At 36.1% G+C, this 18806-nt stretch carries 19 protein-coding genes; 9 read left to right on the plus strand and 10 right to left on the minus strand.

Annotation, left to right across the window (positions count from 1 at the left end; all coding sequences use genetic code 11):
- Nucleotides 1-2: 2 nt before the first annotated feature.
- Both CA834_RS01235 and CA834_RS01240 read right to left on the minus strand, forming a co-directional pair.
- Nucleotides 3-503, minus strand: a complete 501-nt coding sequence (locus CA834_RS01235; protein WP_094966839.1) for a gliding motility lipoprotein GldH — start codon at nucleotides 501-503, stop codon at nucleotides 3-5.
- Nucleotides 487-1665, minus strand: coding sequence for a PSP1 domain-containing protein (locus tag CA834_RS01240; RefSeq protein ID WP_094966840.1), 1179 nt, complete (start codon nucleotides 1663-1665; stop codon nucleotides 487-489). The genes CA834_RS01235 and CA834_RS01240 overlap by 17 nt, the downstream gene beginning before the upstream one ends.
- Before the next feature lie 200 nt (nucleotides 1666-1865).
- Here CA834_RS01240 and CA834_RS01245 point away from each other — a divergent pair, with 200 nt between their 5' ends.
- Nucleotides 1866-3263, plus strand: a complete 1398-nt coding sequence (locus CA834_RS01245) for a peptidoglycan DD-metalloendopeptidase family protein (protein WP_094966841.1) — start codon at nucleotides 1866-1868, stop codon at nucleotides 3261-3263.
- Nucleotide 3264: 1 nt separating this feature from the next.
- Here CA834_RS01245 and CA834_RS01250 read toward each other — a convergent pair whose 3' ends face one another.
- On the minus strand, nucleotides 3265-4269 hold the full coding sequence (locus tag CA834_RS01250) for a radical SAM protein (protein WP_094966842.1): 1005 nt from the start codon (nucleotides 4267-4269) through the stop codon (nucleotides 3265-3267).
- A 45-nt stretch (nucleotides 4270-4314) separates the two neighbouring features.
- The gene (trhO, locus tag CA834_RS01255) at nucleotides 4315-5391 is read right to left on the minus strand and encodes an oxygen-dependent tRNA uridine(34) hydroxylase TrhO (protein ID WP_094966843.1); all 1077 of its coding nucleotides are present in this window, start codon (nucleotides 5389-5391) and stop codon (nucleotides 4315-4317) included.
- A gap of 411 nt (nucleotides 5392-5802) precedes the next feature.
- Between trhO and recA the strand changes: the two genes are divergently transcribed.
- The 4 genes from recA (at nucleotide 5803) to CA834_RS01275 (ending at nucleotide 9485) form a co-directional block, all read left to right on the plus strand.
- The gene (gene recA / locus CA834_RS01260; RefSeq protein WP_094966844.1) at nucleotides 5803-6807 is read left to right on the plus strand and encodes a recombinase RecA; all 1005 of its coding nucleotides are present in this window, start codon (nucleotides 5803-5805) and stop codon (nucleotides 6805-6807) included.
- Between the two features lie 92 nt (nucleotides 6808-6899).
- A complete protein-coding gene (locus CA834_RS01265) occupies nucleotides 6900-7313 on the plus strand; it encodes a hypothetical protein (protein ID WP_094966845.1) in 414 nt (137 codons plus the stop codon).
- A gap of 46 nt (nucleotides 7314-7359) precedes the next feature.
- Nucleotides 7360-7905 (plus strand): RNA polymerase sigma factor, encoded by a 546-nt coding sequence (locus tag CA834_RS01270; RefSeq protein WP_094966846.1) that lies wholly within the window; start codon nucleotides 7360-7362, stop codon nucleotides 7903-7905.
- A 2-nt stretch (nucleotides 7906-7907) separates the two neighbouring features.
- Entirely contained in the window at nucleotides 7908-9485 is a 1578-nt protein-coding gene (locus CA834_RS01275; protein ID WP_094966847.1) for an outer membrane protein, read from the plus strand.
- A 66-nt stretch (nucleotides 9486-9551) separates the two neighbouring features.
- Here the strand turns inward: CA834_RS01275 and CA834_RS01280 are convergent, their stop codons facing one another.
- Complete coding sequence (locus CA834_RS01280) at nucleotides 9552-10301, minus strand: lysophospholipid acyltransferase family protein (protein ID WP_094966848.1); 750 nt, start codon at nucleotides 10299-10301, stop codon at nucleotides 9552-9554.
- Nucleotides 10302-10405: 104 nt separating this feature from the next.
- Here CA834_RS01280 and trpS point away from each other — a divergent pair, with 104 nt between their 5' ends.
- Nucleotides 10406-11374 (plus strand): tryptophan--tRNA ligase, encoded by a 969-nt coding sequence (gene trpS, locus CA834_RS01285; RefSeq protein ID WP_094966849.1) that lies wholly within the window; start codon nucleotides 10406-10408, stop codon nucleotides 11372-11374.
- On the opposite strand, the gene dprA is transcribed toward trpS, so the two are convergent.
- On the minus strand, nucleotides 11375-12478 hold the full coding sequence (dprA, locus tag CA834_RS01290; RefSeq protein ID WP_094966850.1) for a DNA-processing protein DprA: 1104 nt from the start codon (nucleotides 12476-12478) through the stop codon (nucleotides 11375-11377).
- 105 nt (nucleotides 12479-12583) lie between these two features.
- Between dprA and CA834_RS01295 the strand changes: the two genes are divergently transcribed.
- Genes CA834_RS01295 through CA834_RS01305 form a run of 3 tightly spaced genes read left to right on the plus strand, consistent with a single transcriptional unit; the run spans nucleotide 12584 to nucleotide 14357 of the window.
- Complete coding sequence (locus tag CA834_RS01295) at nucleotides 12584-13519, plus strand: HU domain-containing protein (protein WP_094966851.1); 936 nt, start codon at nucleotides 12584-12586, stop codon at nucleotides 13517-13519.
- A 59-nt stretch (nucleotides 13520-13578) separates the two neighbouring features.
- The gene (locus CA834_RS01300; protein WP_094966852.1) at nucleotides 13579-14088 is read left to right on the plus strand and encodes an acyl-CoA thioesterase; all 510 of its coding nucleotides are present in this window, start codon (nucleotides 13579-13581) and stop codon (nucleotides 14086-14088) included.
- 50 nt (nucleotides 14089-14138) lie between these two features.
- Complete coding sequence (locus tag CA834_RS01305; RefSeq protein ID WP_094966853.1) at nucleotides 14139-14357, plus strand: DUF6515 family protein; 219 nt, start codon at nucleotides 14139-14141, stop codon at nucleotides 14355-14357.
- On the opposite strand, the gene CA834_RS01310 is transcribed toward CA834_RS01305, so the two are convergent.
- The 4 genes from CA834_RS01310 to CA834_RS01325 all read right to left on the minus strand — a co-directional run bounded on the left by CA834_RS01310 (nucleotide 14358) and on the right by CA834_RS01325 (nucleotide 18793).
- Nucleotides 14358-15581: a murein hydrolase activator EnvC family protein gene (locus CA834_RS01310; RefSeq protein WP_094966854.1), complete on the minus strand. Its 1224-nt coding sequence runs from the start codon at nucleotides 15579-15581 to the stop codon at nucleotides 14358-14360.
- On the minus strand, nucleotides 15581-16366 hold the full coding sequence (locus tag CA834_RS01315; RefSeq protein WP_094966855.1) for a DUF4292 domain-containing protein: 786 nt from the start codon (nucleotides 16364-16366) through the stop codon (nucleotides 15581-15583). The genes CA834_RS01310 and CA834_RS01315 overlap by 1 nt, the downstream gene beginning before the upstream one ends.
- Nucleotides 16367-17698 (minus strand): tetratricopeptide repeat protein, encoded by a 1332-nt coding sequence (locus tag CA834_RS01320; protein WP_240507396.1) that lies wholly within the window; start codon nucleotides 17696-17698, stop codon nucleotides 16367-16369.
- A 78-nt stretch (nucleotides 17699-17776) separates the two neighbouring features.
- Complete coding sequence (locus CA834_RS01325) at nucleotides 17777-18793, minus strand: sugar phosphate nucleotidyltransferase (RefSeq protein WP_094966857.1); 1017 nt, start codon at nucleotides 18791-18793, stop codon at nucleotides 17777-17779.
- Nucleotides 18794-18806 lie beyond the last annotated feature (13 nt).

Here is an 18806-nt window from a genome sequence, read left to right on the forward strand (position 1 = left end):
GATTACTTGTTTTCAACTCTTTCTATTCTAAAGCCTACCTCAGTAACACCTTCTAGATTAACAATACCATTAACCTTACCATTGTTGCGCATAGCATGTTGCACATTTACAATGTAGTCGCCCTCCTCATCAAATCTAAAGATATCTTGATATCCTCTATACCAAAGTTTATTTTCCTTCACATCTGAAAACCCAGTCCCCAGTAGTTCACCATTAGGTTTGGCCATTTTATACTCTAAAGTATCCTTTAAGGTTTTTCCGTGGGGATACTGTAACTCTACAATGAGATAAAGGTTGTTGTAGTCGTAATCATTGTTATTTCTGAGATTGACAAACAGGTTATAACTCTGAGTCGTATCCGGCGCTGTAAACCTAAAACTTGCTACGGAATCCTTATGCCATTCGTTAGGGAATGATTTATAGGTATCATAAACAGCTGCTGAATCGCAATTTGCTAATACGAAACAAAGTAAGACTACCAGTCTTTTAATTCTTCCTAGCATTTGGCTTTCGATTTCTGTTTCGGTTAGATTTACGCTTTCTATTGTTTTTACGTTTTCTATTTGATTTTGGATTATCAAAACGTGTTAAACTATCCTGTCCTACAACGTTCTCAAACTCTGTTTTAGTATCTTGAATATGCTCCGAAGCGTATTCCTCTAAACTGGCAACTTTATCTTTTTTCTTATTTTTTTCTATAATTTCATTGGCTTGCTGGGCAGTAATGACATGCCAGTTCATCCATTCACCTTCATAGGCGTACCACATTAAACCTTTGAAAATATCAGTTTTTTGGCAGACCGCTGTCCCTTTTTCTGTATAAAGCTTAATATCCGTTTTAGGAAACTCCTTTAATGCATCGAGATAAGCATCTAGCTCATAGTTTAAACAGCATTTCAACTTACCGCACTGACCGGCCAACTTGAGCGGGTTTAAGGATAGCTGCTGATATCTTGCGGCAGATGTACTTACCGACCTAAAGTCCGTTAGCCATGTCGAACAACAGAGTTCTCGCCCACAAGATCCAATGCCCCCTAGTCTTGCAGCCTCTTGCCTAAATCCTACTTGACGCATTTCTATACGTGTTCTAAACTCTCTTGCAAAAACCTTGATTAGTTCTCTAAAATCTACTCGCTCCTCCGCTGTATAATAAAAAGTCGCTTTGCTACCATCGCCTTGATATTCAATATCCGATATCTTCATTTTTAGATTAAGGTCTATCGCAAATTGGCGCGCCTTAACCTTCATGGGTTCTTCCTTGTCTCTAGATGCAGACCAAATATCGATATCCTTTTGGGTAGCCTTTCTATAGATTTTAAGGACGTTTTCCTCGTCATTAATATCTATTTTTTTTCGTTTCATTTGAACGCGAACAAGTTCTCCCGTAAGCGTTACCATACCAACATCATGACCAGAATTAGCTTGGGTAGCTACAAGGTCTCCTATACTAAGGGTAAGATTTTCAGTATTTTTAAAATAATGTTTTCTGCCATTTTTAAAACGAACCTCAACACCTATAAAAGGGTCTTGTCCGTTTGGAAGCGACATATTGGCTAACCAATCAAAAACGGTAAGTTTGTTACAGCTATCTGTGCCGCAAGTACCATTGTTTTTACATCCTCTTGGTTGGCCGTCTATTCCAGTTGAGCAACTGTTACAAGCCATACAATTTTTTATCTATAGTCCGGCGTTGATTTCCGGATAAACGATTCGTAAATTATTTATTAAAAGTAAAGATAGCATTATTTATTTAGTCGCATTTGGAATTTAAGTTCAGTTTAAGGGGCAACTGAAATTTTTTATTTAACTTGTTGCTCACATTGGCACAATGTAATCGATAAATCACAAAACAAACCAACTAAATAATGAAATACATTTTATTTATCGCTCTTTTACTTTTTTCGACCCATTTGGTCATTTCTCAAAATACCCAATCTGAAATTGATGGCGGAGAACACGGGTATGTACCGGAACAATCAGAATGTTTAAATGAACAGCAACGGCAGTTGATTATTCAGCAGTTAAAGTCTCAATCACTACTATTAAAGTCGGAGGGACGACTTGCCTTTTCAGAAGAAAATCGAGGAACTAATCCCTTATTCATTTGGCCAGTTCAAAAGAAACAAGGCCTAGAATACAATTCAGTATGGTCCATTTCAAACTATGTAGATCACAACCCAACAAGTCCGAATGCTTTACTAGATTACAACTGTGGGTCTAGAACCTATGATACCAGTAGTGGTTATGATCACCAAGGTTTAGACATATTTACATGGCCTTTTAGTTGGAAGCAAATGGATAATGATGATGCTGAAATTATTGCTGCGGCAGCAGGGCAGATTATTGCCAAAAGTGACGGAAACTTTGATCGAAGTTGTGATTTCTCGACCATTACACCATGGAATGCCATTTATATACAGCATAGCGATGGCAGTGTAGCATGGTATGGCCATATGAAAAATGGTTCACTTACAACTAAAAACGTTGGTGATACAGTTGTAGTTGGAGAATATCTTGGTATTGTGGGTAGTTCGGGTGTTTCTACAGGACCTCACTTACACTTCGAGGTTTGGCAAGATGGAACATATACTCAACTTATTGATCCGTATGTCGGAGCCTGTAATTCGTTAAATTCTGTGTCTTGGTGGAATTCTCAAAAGCCATACACTAACCCGGGGATAAATGCCGTACTAACGCACTCTGCTAATGTCGATTTTAATAATTGCCCTAATTCAGAAACGACAAATGAGAGTGATAATTTTATGCTTAATGATATGGCATATTTTTATATTTATTTAAGAGACCAGTATATTGGCTCAATGTTTAACGTAAAAATTATAAGACCTGATGGGTCTTATCTTTTAGACGCTGACTATACAAGTACTAACGACTATTATGCCTCCTACTGGTGGTGGAGTAGAGTTGTGGATATGGAAGGTATTTGGCAATGGCAGGCTACCTATGAAGGTGAGACCGTTATACATTCATTTAGTGTTGGAGCATTGAGCATTGATGATGAAGAACTTCAAGAGCTATCAGTATATCCAAATCCGTTTTCGGATACTATTTCCATTAACTCAAGCACCATAATCCATTCCGTAACTATTTTTGATTTTACCGGAAAAAGTGTTGTTCTATTTGAAAAGAAATCTCCGGAAGGTATCCGAGAACTTGACTTATCAACTTTGTCACAAGGCATTTATTTTGCAGATATCAAAGGGGATAATAAAGAACAAAAAGTCATAAAACTCCTAAAGAAATAGCTTAATTAAACTCAATTTCATAATTAAGCCTATCAGATAAGGATTTTAATTCGGCCTTCGACTTAAATATATTTTTGAAAAGTGTATTGCTCCATCCAATTTTCTTAGAGAAATCGTTAAAGGACTCCTCTTTCCAGTTAAACCCTTCCTTCCAGAAGGCTTTGGGTGACACATAACAGAAGGTATAATCGTAAACAAAACTAGATTCATTTTCATTAGACAATTCTGAAATAGTCTGAGGGGCCAGTAAGACAATATTGTGTTTTTTGCAGGTTGTCCTTATTGAGTCTATAAGAGGCTGGTAATCATTGGATAAAGAGGAAATATCAAAGTCATTATATGCCGTATTTCCTATTTTTCTGATGGGTCTTATTTGGAGAATATCAAAGCTTTTAGGACTAAAGTGCTTAAATAGATCTTTTAACTCGCGGAAATTGTCCTTGTTAAATGTATAATTAACACGTACTTTAAAATTGTACGTTGTCTTTAACTTTTCAAAAGCCTTGAAGGCATTGTGAAATTTCTCATAACTTCCTTTCTGCATAAAGCCTTCATAACTTTCTTTATAAATTCCATGGAGCGAAATAGTGAACTCATTTAAGCCTGCTTTTAATAGATTTTCTATTTTCTCTTCAGTAAGTAAGTTGGCATTTGTTGTCAATGAGATATAAGGTACATTATACATCTTACCAAGCTCAACCAGTCTGTCCAGATTTTTAAACAAGGTGGGCTCTGTACCACAGCCTAATTGAAGTTTGAGGGCTCTGTTAAAAATCGACTTGGCAACCAGCTCTAAATCCTCTTCCTTAAATTGGCCCTTTAAGGTCTTGACATAGTCAACGTCTGTAAAATAACACATTTTACAACGCAGATTACATGCAAGAACGGGGTCGAGATTTACAGCCAAATAACGTTTATTAAGCTTGTGCAACAGGTATAACCCTAGAAATTTAATTCTATGGTTTTTAATCCTTCTATTCAGCTGTAATAATTTATAAACGTTCATCCAATGTAAATAAATATAAAAGCCTGGTTAAAAAAGCTCTTTTTTTCATTTGACTTTGGTCTTGGGGAATTTTTCAAAAATATTTCTCAAATCCTTCTTGTAAGGCAAGTGGTCTGCTCTTCCTTTTTTAAAGATGTCGTTACTATTGCCTTGCCCTTTTCGTAACGCTTTTTGTTCCTCATAAGGCAACCTATTTATTTCCATACATGCTGTGGAGCAACAGTTTTCCATCTTCTCCTTACAGCTATCACATTGAATAAATAGCAAGTGACAGGCTTCATTAGCGCAATTGGTGTGTAAGTCTGCAGGCTGACCACACTGGTGACACTTAGCGATTATATCATCACTTATGCGTTCCGAGCGACGCTCGTCGAATACAAAGTTTTTTCCAATAAATTTATTTTCTAAACCTTTAGATTTTACGTCTCTAGCATAATTTATAATACCCCCTTCCAATTGAAAAACGTTTTTAAACCCTTTATGCTTGTAATAAGCACTGGCCTTTTCACAACGGATACCGCCAGTGCAGTACATAACTAAATTCTTATCTTGTTTATGGTCTTTTAGGTCCTCATCAATAATGTCCAAGGACTCCCTAAAAGTGTCCACATCTGGTGTTACAGCATTCTTAAAATGACCAATCTCACTTTCATAGTGATTTCTCATGTCTACCAAAACGGTATTAGGGTCTTCAATAAGTTCATTGAACTGCTCTGCATTAACATGGATTCCCTTATTCGTTACATCAAAAGTTTCATCATTTAGACCGTCCGCTACAATTTTAGGTCTCACTTTTACCTTTAATTTTAAGAAGGCAAAATTATCATGCTCAATAGCAATGTTAAGTCTTACATTTTCCAAAAATGAAATAGAATCCAAATGACTTTTGAATAACTCAAAATTTTCGGCAGGCACTGAAAGTTGTGCATTAATACCTTCGGTGGCAATATATATACGACCTAAAACATCGAGGTCGTTCCACGCCAAGAACATGTGATTTCTAAAAATTTTGGTGTTTTTAATTTTCGCGTACTTGTAGAAAGAGATCGTCAATCGGTCCTTACCGGCTTTTTCAATAAGAGCAGCTCTTTCTTTAGCACTTAAGTTATTGTACAGTTGCATGCTATACTAATTTTAAGTTTAAAGACTAATGAAGCGCAAAGGTATTATTTTTATAAATCTCTAAGCCCTTTAACATAAAAAAAGCACTTTAACAGTGTAAAGTGCTTTTTTAGATTAACCAAAATTAAAAAGACTTAAGAAGTTAATCCCAATGGGCTTCACAACTGCTGAGAAATGTGCAACACTTGAAACACCTAATGTCTAAATTCTGATTAGATGACCCTTATTCAATTAAGACCACCATAAACAAATAACCTACTTCACCAAACATCCTTTCGAATGAATTTCATAGCAATTTTTTCCTTTTCATTATTAAGATGTAAAAAGATAGAAATGGTTGCGTAAGAAAATTGAAAAAAGTAAAATAAATGGTATTTTTGGGGATAGATTAATAATGAAATATTTTGACAGATGAGTAGTGAAAAAGACGCAAAATTAAAAGCTCTAAAATTGACCTTAGACAAACTAGATAAGGCATATGGAAAGGGAACCGTAATGAAAATGAGCGACCAAGCCATTGATGATGTAGATGCCATACCATCTGGGTCTTTAGGTTTGGATATTGCCCTAGGGGTTGGTGGTTATCCACGAGGTAGAGTGATAGAAATATATGGCCCAGAATCTTCAGGTAAAACAACTCTAACATTGCATGCCATCGCTGAAGCACAAAAAGCAGGAGGCATAGCTGCATTTATTGATGCAGAACACGCTTTTGATAGGTTTTATGCTGAAAAGCTAGGTGTAGATTTAGAAAATCTTATTATATCACAACCAGACAATGGAGAACAAGCTTTGGAAATAGCAGATAACTTAGTACGGTCTGGAGCTATTGATATTGTGGTAATTGATTCTGTTGCGGCCTTAACTCCTAAAAGTGAGATTGAAGGCGAAATGGGAGATTCTAAGATGGGGCTCCATGCCCGCTTGATGTCCCAAGCACTGCGTAAATTAACGGCTTCTATAAGCAAAACCAACTGTACCATGGTTTTTATAAATCAGCTGCGGGAAAAAATAGGGGTGATGTTCGGCAATCCAGAAACCACAACAGGTGGAAATGCCCTTAAGTTTTACGCTTCGGTTAGATTAGATATCAGACGTTCCACGCAGATTAAAGATGCGAACAGTAATGTAATGGGCAACAAAACACGGGTTAAAGTGGTTAAGAACAAGGTTGCTCCTCCATTTAAAACTGCAGAGTTCGACATAATGTACGGCGAAGGCATATCTAAGGTAGGTGAGGTGTTGGATTTAGCTGTAGAGCACGATATAGTAAAAAAGAGCGGGTCGTGGTTTAGTTACGAAGATACTAAACTTGGGCAAGGAAGGGATGCCGTAAAATCCTTGATTAAGGATAACCCAGATTTAATGGACGAGCTTGAAGAAAAGGTAAGGCAATTGATTAACGAAACTAAGTAAAATAAAAAAACCTGAAAATTCAGGTTTTTTTATTTTAACACGCAACCCTTTTAAGTTTTATGCATCTATAAATAGATTGATTTGAAATTATTATGAAAAAATTTATTTTTTTATTCATCCTCTCGTCTCTCATTTTCTCGTGTGATATTGAAAGCGATAGTCCGAACTTTTCATTTGAAATAGTGGGAATAGACAGTGTTGAAACACCAGAACTCTTCATTTTTGCTGAAACTTATGAAATAAGTGTCACCTATATCGCTCCAAACGGTTGTTACGAATTTAATGACTTTATTTACGATATAAATGGCAATGAAAGAACTATTGCTGTTGTTAATACAGTTTACGATTATTCCAATTGTACAACAGCTGAAGAGAGTATAACAGTAAGCTTTAATTTTACAGTGACTTCAACTGAAACCTATTTATTTAGGTTTTATAAGGGCGAGAATGAAGAGGGGGCAGATGAATATCACCTCGTGGAAATTCCTGTTGAAATGGGAGATTGAGAACTAGTGACTAAATCAGCCAATACTAATTAATATAAGTAAAAATGTGAGTTTAGAGAAGCTCATAGAACAATGCATAAAACAAAATGCTCATGCACAAAGCCAACTATACAAGCTCTACGCGAGTAAATTATTTTCGCTTTGTCTTAAGTACTCAAAGAATTATGCTGAGGCAGAAGATAATCTGCACGATACATTTATAACTGTATTTAAAAAAATAAATCAGTTTAAAAATAGAGGTTCTTTTGAAGGTTGGTTAAAACGTATTGCAATTAATACGGCACTGCAACGCTACAGAGAAAATGTAGGTGTTTTTGATATTGTTAATGAAGGACAAATTCAAGATGCTGCAGTAGATATAGAAGATGATGATGTAAGTTTAGATTTTTTGCTGAAAATCATCCAAGAATTGCCAGATCGTTACAGGTTGATTTTTAACTTGTATGTATTAGATGGTTATTCGCATGTTGAAATCAGTGAGCTCATCAATATCTCTGTAGGGACGTCAAAATCAAACCTCTCTAGGGCAAGAGCAATTTTAAAAAGTAAAATAGAAGATTACAAAGCGAATTTAAATTCGCAGTCAATTTAATAATGAGCGATAAAAAACAAATTGATAGGCTTTTTCAGGAAAAGTTTAAGGACTTTGAAGTTCATCCGGACGACCAGGTTTGGAATCGCATAAGTGAAAGCCTTCCCAAGAAAAAGAAAAAGCGAAAAGTATTGCCGCTTTGGTGGCAGATCGCAGGTGTGGCGGCAGCCATTGTTTTGCTATTCACAGTTGGTATTACAATATTTAATTCAGAAGATGGTAGTGATGAGCAATTACCTGTCGTCAATTCTGAAGTTAAGTATAAAAATAAGTCTTCTGATTATGACAACGCTAACGAAAATCAGGCCGCAGAATACTTAAAGAATAATAATTCCTCAAATAATGTGGTAGTCGAAACAGATTCTATTGATGATTTGAAAATAAAATCTAATGAAGTTGGAAATTCAATAATAACTCAATTTCCGAAAGCAAATCGGAAAAGCAAATCGTCCCAATCCACGGTGATTGCAAATCAAAGTACTAACAAGCAAAAGCCATTGTCCAATAACAAGACTAATGACTTAATTAAAATCACTTCAGAGAATAAGGCAAATAGGACAGTTGCTAATTCCACTGACAATGTCAGTATACCAACATCTAAAGATGGCTTAAAAACCAATGGTGAACTAAAATCCGTGATAGCTACATCTGTTAAAGATAACTCAACTGCCGTTACTGAAACGCATAGCGAAAAAGTAAATGATACGAAAAATAAGAACAACACCAATACTGATCTTAATTCAATAGAGTCGGCCCAAACCAATGAGACAATGCCTGAAGAATTTAATACGTTGACCATTGAAGAAGCGATTGCAGAGCAAACAAACACTACAAATGAAAAAGAAAAAGTAAATGAAAGAGACAGGTGGAGCATTTCTCCAAATGTTGCGCCTGTTTATTTTAGCTCGTTAGGACAAGGATCTCCAATCAACGAACAGTTTAACAACAATGCTAAAGGTGGTGATGTCAATATGAGCTACGGAATAGCAGGTAGTTATGCAATCTCAAATCGTTTAAAGATAAGAGCCGGTATTAACCGTGTTAATTTAAACCAAACTACGGCAGATGTTTTTGCGTTTGTTGGCGCCCAGTCTTCGGCAAATGGTGTAATGGCTAGAATGCCAAACGTAGATTACAAAAGCAATGTTGCTTCTATAGCCCTTATGAGTTCTGAAATGATGAACAGAAACTCATCACCCGAGTTATTTAATACAAAGATTGCTGGTAATTTGGAACAACGTTTTGGCTTTCTAGAGGTGCCGTTAGAATTGGAATATCGTCTTTTAGATAAAAAATTTGGTGTCAATTTAGTAGGAGGGTTCAGTACATTTTTCTTGAATGAAAATGAAATATATGCTGACGTTAATGGTTCGTCTACCTTGATTGGTGAAGCTAACAATATAAATTCAACAAGTTTTAGTGCCAATTTAGGTTTAGGAGTGGATTACAACTTAACACAACAATGGAATATAAATCTTGAACCCATGTTCAAGTATCAACTAAATACATTCAATAATACCTCGGGTGACTTTAGACCATTCTTTATTGGTGTATATACAGGACTAAGTTTTAAGTTTTAGGTTAGTTAGGTTATTGCAACAGATCAAAGCAATGATGAAATGCAATGATGACAAAGCTGCTCGTGGTTAGGGCAGCTTTTTTTTATGGGCGGTATTGAGTTCGTTTAGAATTACATTTCTCGCTTCTGTATTTAGAGTTTTTGTGTCTTCAATTTTAAGGTCCTCCGTCTTTATAAACTTATGGATTTTAGCTCTCATTGGACCTGGGCCTCCACTGAAAAACGTGTAAGAAAAACGCTTTTTATTATCATAAAAGGTAATTGGTACTACAGGAATTTGATGGTTAATGGCTAGCCTAAAGGCTCCATCTTTAAAACTGTCTAAAACGATGTCCTCATCTGGTACGCCTCCTTCTGGAAAAATGCATATGCTCAATCCTTGTTTTAGTCTACGCTGTGCCCTAAGAAATACAGCCTGTCTGCTTTTGGCGCTACTTCTGTCCACAAGAATACAGGTACGTTTATAAAAGAAACCAAACAAAGGGATATTTGCTAACTCTTTCTTACCAACGAAAACAAACGGATTCTTAACAGTGACCAACATCAACATGATATCTGCCATTGAGGTATGATTGGCAATAAACATATAGCTCTTCTTGGGTTCTGGTTGCTCCTCTTTAATAACTTTATAGGCAAAACCCATTCCTATGAGGATAAATTTGGCCCAAAAAACAGCTAGTTTAAAAAAATAAGGGTACCATTTCTCTTTAGAGATAGATATTACTAGCAAAGGCATTAAAACAATAATTGGAAGTGCTACTAGTATGTAGAACCAAATACGATATAAAAACCAAAATGGATACTTAAGCACTACCATGGCATCAAAACTAAATAAATAGTTCTACTAAAAAAATTATCTTTGTGAACTATTATTTAGGAAGTTTAATTTTAATAAAATTCCCTCTTTCGTGGGAAGTTAGCATGGCAAGAATTTTAACAGGCATACAAAGTACGGGAACACCGCATCTGGGAAATATTTTAGGGGCTATTTTACCTGCAATTGAAAAGGCACGGGATGAAGCTAATGATTCGTATTTATTTATAGCGGATTTGCACTCTTTAACCCAAATCAAGGAAGCACAAACCTTAAGACATAATACCTATTCTACCGCCGCTGCCTGGCTTGCTTTTGGCTTAGACACAGACAAAAGTGTTTTCTATAGACAAAGTGATGTGCCACAAGTCACTGAATTGGCATGGTATTTAAACTGTTTTTTTCCTTTTAAACGGTTGGAATTAGCCCATAGCTTTAAAGATAAGGCGGACCGTTTGGAGGATATCAATGGCGGATTGTTCACTTACCCTATGCTAATGGCCGCTGATATCTTGTTGTATGATTCTGAAATTATCCCTGTCGGAAAAGACCAAGAGCAACATATTGAAATGACGCGAGATGTGGCCTCAAGGTTTCACGCAAAAATGGGAGACACCTTTGTGTTACCAGAAGCAGACATTCAAAAAGATACTATGCTCATTCCAGGAACGGATGGTGCAAAGATGAGTAAAAGTAAAGGTAATATAATCAACATTTTCCTGCCTGAAAAAAAGTTGCGCAAGCAAATCATGTCCATAAAAACCGATAGCACTCCTTTAGAAGACCCCAAGGACTGGTCTACTTGCAACTGTTTTGCTTTATATAATTTATTGGCTTCAGAAGAACAAGTGTCTCTAATGAAAACCAATTATGAAAAAGGCGGTTATGGTTACGGACATGCCAAGCAAGCCTTATATGAATTGATGCTAGATCGATTTGCTGAACCGCGAAAGCGCTACAATTATTATATGGAAAACCTCAGTGAAATTGATGCAGCCCTAGCAAAAGGTGCGGCAAAAGCAAAAATTGTAGCTGATGAGGTTTTGAAGCGTGTTAGAAGAAAAGTGGGATATTAACTAAGCAAGTTCAAACAACTTACCTGGCAAAGGTCTTACTACGCCCTTAAGTTCCATATTCAACAAAATACCTGCTAATTTGTATGTTGGGATTTGGCATTGAATGGATATAACGTCTAATAGTTCCTTCTCATTTTCTTTGAGGTAGTTGTAAATACGTTTTTCGTCAGGTTCTAACTCCACAAAAAGTTGCTTTTGTACAACTGGCTTTTTGTCATTTTCTAATTGCCAATTTAATAAATAGGGCACATCTAAGGGGTTAGATAATAAGTGGGCTTTTTGAAACTTTATCAAATTATTGCACCCTACACTTTGAGAATCTGTCGGTCTTCCCGGCACTGCAAAAACTTCTCTATCATAGGAATTGGCAATATCTGCTGTGACTAAGCTTCCACCTTTCTCTGCAGATTCAATGACTATAGTGGCCTCACTCAAACCGGCAATTATTCTGTTGCGCTTAAGAAAGTTATTTCGGTCAAAATCATCGGTACTCCAAAAATCACTGTAAAACCCGCCATGCTTTTCAATATCAGCAACATACTTTTTATGCACTTTAGGATATATTTGATTAAGACCGTGAGCCAAACAACCAATAGTCTGTAGATTATTTTTTACCGCAGCGTTATGTGCTGTGATATCTGTACCATAGGCAAAACCTGATACAATTATTGGGTTATACGGTGATAAGGTCTCGATAAGTTTTTCACAAAACACAATACCATTTGTAGTGATCTTACGGGTACCGACAACACTAATTATAGGCTGCCGTTTTAAATTGATGTTTCCAGATTCAAAAAGGACAATAGGACCATCTAAGCAATGTTTCAATTTTTCAGGGTAGGTGTCACTTGTAAAGTAATGAACCTTGATATTGTTGCCTTTTATAAATTTAAGTTCATTTTCCGCCTCTTCAAGATGAATAGTGTCAAAAAGACCTTCCAAGGTTATAGACCCAATACCATCAATTTTTAAAAGCTTAGATTTTCTTTCGTTTAGTACCGCTTTAGGAGACCCACAATGATTAATGAGTTTTTTTGCAATTGTAGATCCAATTTTAGGAACGTGCTGTAAGGCAAGAGCATAAATTAATTCTTCTTCGGTCATAACTTGGATATATTCTATACAACAATTAACTAAAAAAATTTGATGTTAATAACTAAATACAAGCAAAGTTTCATCCGAATTAAAAATTTTTAACTTTGTTCCACAATGCAATTAGAGACATACATCAGCGACCTTTTATACCGTTACGATTGCGTAACAGTACCTGATTTTGGTGCATTTATAACTAATAGGGTGTCAGCAAAAATTCACGGAACAACGCATACGTTTTATCCGCCTAAAAAAGTCTTGTCTTTTAATGAACAACTTCAAAATAACGACGGCTTATTAGCAAATTACATATCGGAGATTGAAAAGATACCTTACGGTACTGCTTTAAATAAAATATCCAAACATGTAAAGTCTATAAAGTCTTACCTTATTGAAGGAGAAACCATTCAATTTGAAAATATTGGAGAGTTAATTTTGAATTCGGATGGTAAAATTGTTTTTAGCCCCTCTGACCATATTAATTATTTAACAGACGCTTTTGGCTTAGCCCACTTCTCCTCTAAACAAATCACTCGTGAGGCCTATAAAGAAGAGGCTAAAACCATAGAATCCAAAGCTCCTGTTGCATTAACACCAGAAAAACGTTCAAGTAATTGGTTAAAGTACGCTGCAGCTGCAGTTGTTGTTTTGGGGTTAGCTGGTTTTGGGGCAGTTAGATATTATGGTAATTCTATCGAAACCCATAATCAATTAGCACAAGAAGAGGCAAACGCTCAGTTAGATGCCAAAGTTCAGGAAGCTACTTTTGTTATTACCAATCCACTTCCTGCAATCACCTTAAACATAGAAAAGCAAACTGGAAATTATCATGTCGTTGCAGGTGCCTTTAGAATTGAATCTAATTCAGTTAAAAAAGTTAAGCAACTGCGAGACAAGGGTTATAAAGCTCGAAATATTGGTAAAAACCGTTATGGTTTGCATGAAGTTGTTTATTCCAGTTATGAAACAAGAGCTGAAGCCACTAAAGCTCTTTATAAAATCCGTCGCGAAAGCAATCGTGATGCATGGTTACTTATTAAGAAATTAGATTAGTCTTTTTTCAATTCACAATTAATTTTAAGCAATGTATCTTTGCGTAAATTTTAAAATTTATGCAACCTAAAACGGCATTTCAGTCTAAAACTGTAGTCACTGACTTAGTTTTACCTAGTGAAACCAACCCCATTAATAATCTTTTTGGTGGTGAGTTACTTGCGCGAATGGACCGAGCAGCCAGCATTGCTGCAAGACGACATTCTAGACGTATCGTTGTAACCGCCTCCGTTAACCATGTGGCTTTTAATCGTGCAATTCCATTGGGAAGTGTGGTTACTGTTGAGGCTAAAGTATCTAGAGCTTTTTCATCATCAATGGAAGTCTACTTAGATGTTTGGATTGAAGACCGTGAATCTGGTGAATGCATCAAGGCCAATGAGGCCATTTATACTTTTGTGGCGGTTGATGCCACAGGAGGGCCAGTTAAAGTTCCTGAGTTAATTCCCGAAACCGAATTAGAAAAGGAGCGTTTTGAAGGTGCTTTACGTAGAAAACAATTAAGCCTGGTTTTAGCTGGAAAAATGAAACCTGCAGATGCTACGGAACTAAAAGCTATTTTCGAATAGATTAAACCATAGCATAATTAATTGGTCTTATCATAGAACCAAATGTATTTATGATGAAATATGTAATATACACCTTGATTTTAGTTAGTGGTCTAACCCTTAATTCCTGTGCAAGTCGTGTTGTTGTACAGCCACAAAATTCAGTTACTGTAGTCACAAAACTCCCGAGAAATTATAAAGTAGTAAGAGTTAATGGCTACCGTTATTACTACTTTAACGGAAGACATTACAAAAAAACTAAACGAGGATATATCGCTGTAAGGGCTTAACTAATACTTTGCCAGCCAATATTGCGGATTAAGCTTTTTATCGTTTTTGTAAATCCTAAAATCCAATAAGGATTCTCCAGAAGAGCGGTTTGTAAATACCTGACCGATAACTTGTCCCGTTTTTATCTTATCACCTGACTTTACGTAAATCTGTGATAAGTTATTATAAATACTCAAATAATCACCGTGCCTTATTATAATTGCTGGATTGGCATTTTTTACAATAACGATTTTAGACACCTCACCGTTGAACACTGCTTTTACTTTGGCATCTCTTTCGGTTGCGATTTTTACCCCAGAGTTATTCACTTCAACTGAACGGTCTGTTAAAGAGCGTGTCTTCCCGAATTTTCCCTTTATGACTCCGCGCTCTACTGGCCAGCTCAAATTTCCTTTATTGGATTCAAAATTTGTTGCGACTCTTCTGGCTTCAGGGGTAAGGACAAATTTTCCAGTAGATGTTGTATTCCCTGCCTTTTCATTTGAGGCTGCAATGGCTTCCTTAATTAATCTGTCAATCTCTCTGTTCAATCGCTCTGCCTCTTGCTTTTTCTTTTTTATCTGGGCATTGAACTTACTCATGTCAGATTTAATGGATGCCATCAAGGTTTCGCGCTCCTTTAATTCCTGTTCAAGCTCTCGCTTAGCTAACCTATTTTCTTCTATGAGTTTTTGTTTGTCCTCTTTTCGTTTTGATAATTCGATATTTAGGTCTTGTAACTCTTTGGTTTTTGTCTTTATAGCCTCTCCCTGTTCTTTTTGATAATTGGTATATTGTTTTATATACTGAAGTCGCTTATAAGCTTGCTTAAAATCGTTAGATGATAAAAGAAACATGATTTTGCTCTGTTCTGATTTGCTTTTATAGGACTTAACAATCATAGCCGCATAATCCTCTTTTAATTCTTCTAATTGCTCCCTAAGGCTTGATATCTCTTTTTGATTGGCATTGATTTCGCGAGTTAAAAGATTGGCCTGTTCATTGGTGATTCTAATAAGGTTTCTTCTAACACTAACCTTATAGTTTAAATCCTCAATTAAGGTGATTTCAGATTTTTCTTCCTTCTTTTTTGAAAACAGCAATGCATTTATTTGCTTCATTTCCCTCAAAACCTGTTGGCGCTGGGCCTCCAATTTCTTTTGCTTTTCACTTTGTCCAAAAAGCAACAGCGATGAACAAAAACATCCAATAAAAACTGTGAGATAAAAACGATGTGCTTGCATTAGCGTAAAACAATTTCTTTAAACCCTTGAGGAATCCTAAACGGGAACCGCAGCTCTTGGTTTAAGGATACAGATTTAAATTCTAAGGCAATCTTAACTTCATCAGCATCTTCCACGGCAATAATATTAATATTTTGGGGCAATACAGTCTTCTCTACTTCTTGATAGGATGTGTAGTCAACTTGTAGTATGCGCTTTTGCAACTGCTGGAATAGTTGGAGACTATCCATCTTAAAGTGAGATGGGTTGATAAGATAGAACAACTCCAGAAGTACACTTTGGTTTTTTGGCCATAGGGCATATGAGTTTTCATTAACCTCTACTTTGTGCGGTTGGTCATCTAAATCAAAAATGGCCTGACCCAATAAAATATTCTGTACTTTGTTAAAATCTAAATCTACGCCAACGAAGTCACTCAGTAGCCTATAATCTCCATCAAAATATTCATTATCTTGTTTATTGTAAAACCTTACTTTTTCAGGAGTAACGATTATTCGAGCCAGTCCCAAAGGTGCACTTAACCAAATGGTTTTGTCTTTTTCCATCCTAAAATTAAATGTCAATCCTTGGGCTTTATTGCCTTCAATAATATCAATTCTAACCTTGGCTTGCAGAGTTTTGAAATCCGCAGCATTTTTTTGATGTTCCTTTATAACTTGCTTTGCTGAAAGTTTGCTACTAGCTTCTCCGGAAGCTATAACGTTTTTAGTAGACTTGCAATTAAAGCAAAACAAAAGCATTACTATAGCAAGGCCTAAATGCAGAGATAGTTTTGATATTCTCATTTATTGTTGTGCTTTTATGGCTTTTGCCTTTTTAGCAAACGTTTCCGATTTACTAATATTATTTAAGCCTTTATACGCCAGACTTAATTCCGAATAAAAATCAGATTCCATTTTTGGGCTGTCAATTAAAAAGTCTAACCCCATCTCCAAATTATCGATTGCCGTGTTATAATCCCCCAACTTATTATTAGCTACGCCATGAACTAGATATAAAAAGGGTTGGGCAGGATAAAGTTCTAAAGCGCGCTTACTGTCGGTTAAAACGGCCTGATAGTCTTCTATATCTAGTTGAAGTAAGAGCACGTCTTTAATAAGTTTAAAATTATTTGGGTCTTGCTTCAGTGCTTCCTTAAAATTAGACAAGGCCTTAACTTTATCCCCAGCCTTTAGATAATATTGTCCTAAATCACTATGCGTCTGAGCGTCCTTATTCTCATCTACCAAAGTAGTAATATCGACTAAATCAGATTCATATTCCGGGTTTTTAGCTACAAAAGCCACGAAATCCTTCAGGACTTTTGATTTGGCATCAGCATTTATCTCTGGGCTAGTCAGCACGACTTTAACTGAATTTATGGCGTCATCCACCCTATTGTCTTGCAAATAGAACTTATATAATGCCAAATGCACAAATTTGGACTCTGGCTTTATATTAAGAAGGTTTTTTGCTGCCTTATAGGCGTTTTTTTTATCGCCAATTTGGCTATATCTGTATATGAGTTTTAAATGGTTATCCTCATTATTTGGGTTATTGGCGATTCGTTGTTCAAGATTTTCAATACGATCATCGGCATTGCCTGTAATAGCATATATGTCGTTACGCATAGCATCTCTTGAATCGCTAATACCGAGCTGAGCATCTAGCTCGTCTAAAAGTTCTAGTGCCTGTCTATACTTTTCCTCTCTAATATACAAAGCTGCTAAATCTTGCTTATAATCTGGATGATACTCTACCAATTGCTTAATGGTTTTAATGGCATTTTTTATGTCATCTTGTTGATAATAGACATCATAAAGTTCGTCTAAAAACCATTCGTTATCAGGTTGCATGTTTATCGCCTTTTTTAACGCATCTTCAGCTGCGCCAAAGTTTTTGAGCTTATTGTAGTTCTTCCCGAGTTCAAAATAGATAATAGGAAGTTTACTGTTTAAATTAAGGCATTTCTGTAGAGCATCAACCGCTCGGTCATAATTTTCAATTCCCTTTTGCTTTAAGGCCTCGAAAAAATATTCCTGGAACTCATCTTCAACATTTCCCAAATCATCATTTGGGGGTTTATTAAAGTCAACTTGCCCAAAGGAAAGCTGAGGAATACAAAAGATTCCTGTCATTAGAAGTAGTATGAAAAGCTGTTTTCTCATGTTATACTATATCGAAGCCAATAAGGATATAAGGGTAATGTTCAAAATCTATTCCAAAACGGAATAATCACCTATACTAATTTTAGTAAAATTACCATCATAGGATACATGATTGCCAATCATGGCTTCGTCTAAATTAGCGTTTTTAACAGTGGTTCTATTTTGAATTAAACTATTTTTAACGGTTGTGTTTTCTAAAACACAGTGGTTACCGACAGAAACGTAAGGACCTATAGTTGTATTGCGCAATACGGTACCTTTACCCACAAAACAAGGTTCTATAATTTTAGAATCTTCTAATATAACAGAGCCGTCAACCAACTCTTCTCCATCTGCATTTAAAAAACCAAGCATTTTAGCGTTAGTTTCTAGTGTTACGGTCTTATTGCCGCAGTCCATCCATTCATCAACGGTACCGGTTTTAAAAATTCGTCCATCTGCCATCATGCGTTTTATCCCATCATTAATCTGGTATTCGCCACCATTCATTACATTCTCGTCTAAAACCTCCTGAAGCTTTTGCTTTAAAACAGCTACATCCTTGAAGTAATAAATACCTATTACAGCTTGATCGCTAACAAAAGTATCTGGCTTTTCCACTAATTCTACGATATTTTCATTTTTATCTAGCTTAACTACGCCATAAGCTTCGGGATTTTCAACATGTTTGGTCCAAATTACGCTGTCTGCTGTAGAATCTAAATCAAACTCTGCCCGAATTAAGGTATCTGCATATGCAATTACGGCAGGACCAGACAATGAAGGTTCCGCGCTCATTATAGCGTGGCCCGTGCCTAAGGGTTGATCTTGTCTGTAAATAGATGCCTTGGCACCTAAATCTTCAGCTAAGGCCGTTAAGCTCTCCACAACATCATCCCCAAAAAAAGCAGGATCACCTAAAACGAATGCTATTTCTTCAATAGGCTGTTTTAAAACTTTAGCTATGTCTTTAACTAAACGATGTACTATGGGTTGACCAGCTACCGGAATTAAAGGTTTTGGTACTGTTAAACTATGTGGTCTTAGGCGAGATCCTCGACCTGCCATGGGTACTATTATTTTCATTCTTAAAAGAGTT

Source organism: Winogradskyella aurantia (genome assembly GCF_002266855.1).
GTDB classification, from domain to species: Bacteria; Bacteroidota; Bacteroidia; order Flavobacteriales; family Flavobacteriaceae; genus Winogradskyella; species Winogradskyella aurantia.